Genomic DNA, 2,529 nt, shown 5'->3' on the forward strand with positions numbered 1-2,529 from the left:
AAATTAGTAAAATATTAAATATGAAACAAGGAGTGTTTTCACATGAATTATGTCTATAAAACCGGAATATATCAAAATTCAGAAAAGAAGCGTTGGGAATACTGGTATGTTGGTCCAAATGAATTAAAGATTCTAGTATCATGGTTAAGCTGGACGGCATTTAAAGAATATGAAAAATGGGAAAAAAACTGCTTAGTAGAAAAAGCAGGGTAGATTTATTCTGCTTTTTATTTGGAAAAAAATGGTTGTTTTAAGATCATATACGATTCACTGCTTCATTTACATATTAATTAAAAAAACCGAGAATGAACAAATTCTCATTCTTTTGGATAGAGAAGTTTAAGGACTTAAAGAATGGTACAAAAAAAACAGGGACCACACCAGTACATGTTAAAAATGGTGTGGTCTCTGTTTTTTTTCAATGGCAAGACATCTTTATCAACTAAGTTTCACAAATGAAAATGATGACTACTATTTATATCTTTTTGATTAATACCTATCTCTTTAGAAATAATGATAATAATGAAGAAATATGATTGGGTGGTTACAAAATGCATCTTTTCCAAGCGTTTTTATTTTTACTTGCAGCTAGAGATGGGGAGAGTGGAAAAATTGGTGGTCATTGATTTTTGATTTAACCCATAACTTGTTGAAATAAGGGGAGTTTATGAATATATCCATCATAGCGTCGATCACTTTACTACTTCTCATTTCTTTCTGTGTAACACCAAAAAAAATGCATATTTTTGAAATTATTTTTATTTGGCTTGTCGTGTGGCTGCTCGTGCATCCGTTATCTTGGATCATATACGTGAATTTAACTTGGATAAAAATATCGACGAAATTAGCGGATTTTTGGACTTATGCCTTTGATAGATTACTTCTTTTTCCGCTTTTGATCGTGCTCTTTTTTGAGACTTCGTTGAGATTCAATCGAAATTCAGCAAAATGTATCATTCTTTTCGCGGCAATAGTAACTTTAATGCTTGATGAATATGGTTTGCTCAAACTGGGAGTACTTCATGAAGTAAAGTGGAATATTGTTTTTTCTTTTATTGAAAAGTCCTTTATTCTACTCGTTTCTTATTTTTTATGGATAAAATTTAGGAAAAAATTTATGTAAGAGGAGTTTTGGTATCCATGTTTTTATATTTACCGAAACACTTTGATGAAAATGAATGGTTCATTATCATGGTTCTGCTTGTGAGTGTTGTGATCGTGAGGCTGCCTAAAAAGATGCCTACCGAAGTTTCTTACTTAATCGTCCTATTAAGTGTGGCTATTCCGAACATCATCGACCATACTATTGCTGCCATATCTCCTTATGATGTATATCGAATCAATGATTTGGAAAAGTATGAAGTCTTTGATATTGTATTAAGCGGAGTCTATGCTCCGTTTGGGTATCTTTGTGTGTATTTTTATGAATGGTTTAGACCGAAAAGAATGAAGATTGTACTTTATATTCTAATATGGTCCCTCATAGCGGTTTGTTTTGAATTGGTCTTTGTAAGATTGCATGTCTTTACATACCACGGTTGGAAATTGATTTATTCTTTCCCCACTTATTTGCTAGTTATTTCTTTATTCCTATCCTATTATGAGTTCCTTCTTTTCTACCACAAGAAAAAGGTTGGAATTCGAACGACAATATAACCTCTATTTAAAAATAGAGGTTATTCGATATTACTTATTTAATTCGAATGAAGCGGGTAAGGCTTTCTGTTTATTTCGTAATAATGGTTCTGCAAGATGTTTTCGGAAGTATTGCACAAGCGGGCCGATACAAATGGCAGTGATCACTGTAGCAACCCCCACAATGGATCCAAAGGAAAAACCAATAGCTACACATGACACATCTGCGATCATTCGAGCAAGTGCAAATGGTATTTTGTTTTGCGATAATTTTTGGATAACTAGTGGCATAGCATCATACGGCGCAATGCCCATATCGGGTGTCATATAAAGGGCAACTCCGAGTCCAACGATGATGATGGCAATAAGAAGGAATATACTTCTTGAAAGGAGCAGCGGAGAAGAGCCGAATAGCTCATGGTAACCGTATACAAAGAAGTCGGAAAAAAAGCCGATTCCAACCATGTTAACAATCGTCCCAATCCCAATTGTATGCCGAACAAAAATAAATACAATGATCAGTAAGAAAAAATTAAAAATTAATTGATAAATACCCAAAGAAACATGTAAAAATCCACTTACCCCTAAATTCATGGTACTAAAAGGGTCAGTTCCAAAATTACTTAAACGTAATAGGGAAACGGCAATTCCTATACATAAATTTCCGATCACCATCATCCAAAATCTTCTCATATCAATTAAAGGCATGATTATTTTCTCGCTTTCATGGTTGTTGTGATTTTTTACCTATCAATGAAATAATAGTACTTTCATAGAATGAATTTCAACCTATTTATTTTCCCAGTTTGAAAAATCCAGACATAGAGAATCCATTACAAAAAAATCAAAAAGATGTGCAAGAAATCGTGGAGCTGTGGGACAACAATGGATTTG

At 33.3% G+C, this 2,529-nt stretch carries 3 protein-coding genes; 2 read left to right on the forward strand and 1 reads right to left on the reverse strand.

The features are described from left to right. The first annotated feature begins 42 nt into the window (after positions 1-42). Both V7266_RS30525 and V7266_RS30530 read left to right on the forward strand, forming a co-directional pair. The gene (locus tag V7266_RS30525; RefSeq protein WP_335473025.1) at positions 43-213 is read left to right on the forward strand and encodes a hypothetical protein; all 171 of its coding nucleotides are present in this window, start codon (positions 43-45) and stop codon (positions 211-213) included. Between the two features lie 927 nt (positions 214-1,140). After that, the gene (locus tag V7266_RS30530) at positions 1,141-1,656 is read left to right on the forward strand and encodes a CBO0543 family protein (RefSeq protein WP_335473027.1); all 516 of its coding nucleotides are present in this window, start codon (positions 1,141-1,143) and stop codon (positions 1,654-1,656) included. Positions 1,657-1,686: 30 nt separating this feature from the next. Here the strand turns inward: V7266_RS30530 and V7266_RS30535 are convergent, their stop codons facing one another. Next, positions 1,687-2,343, reverse strand: a complete 657-nt coding sequence (locus V7266_RS30535) for a YczE/YyaS/YitT family protein (protein ID WP_335473028.1) — start codon at positions 2,341-2,343, stop codon at positions 1,687-1,689. Positions 2,344-2,529 lie beyond the last annotated feature (186 nt).

This window comes from Neobacillus drentensis (genome assembly GCF_036965645.1).
Taxonomy (GTDB): domain Bacteria; phylum Bacillota; class Bacilli; order Bacillales; family Cytobacillaceae; genus Neobacillus; species Neobacillus drentensis_D.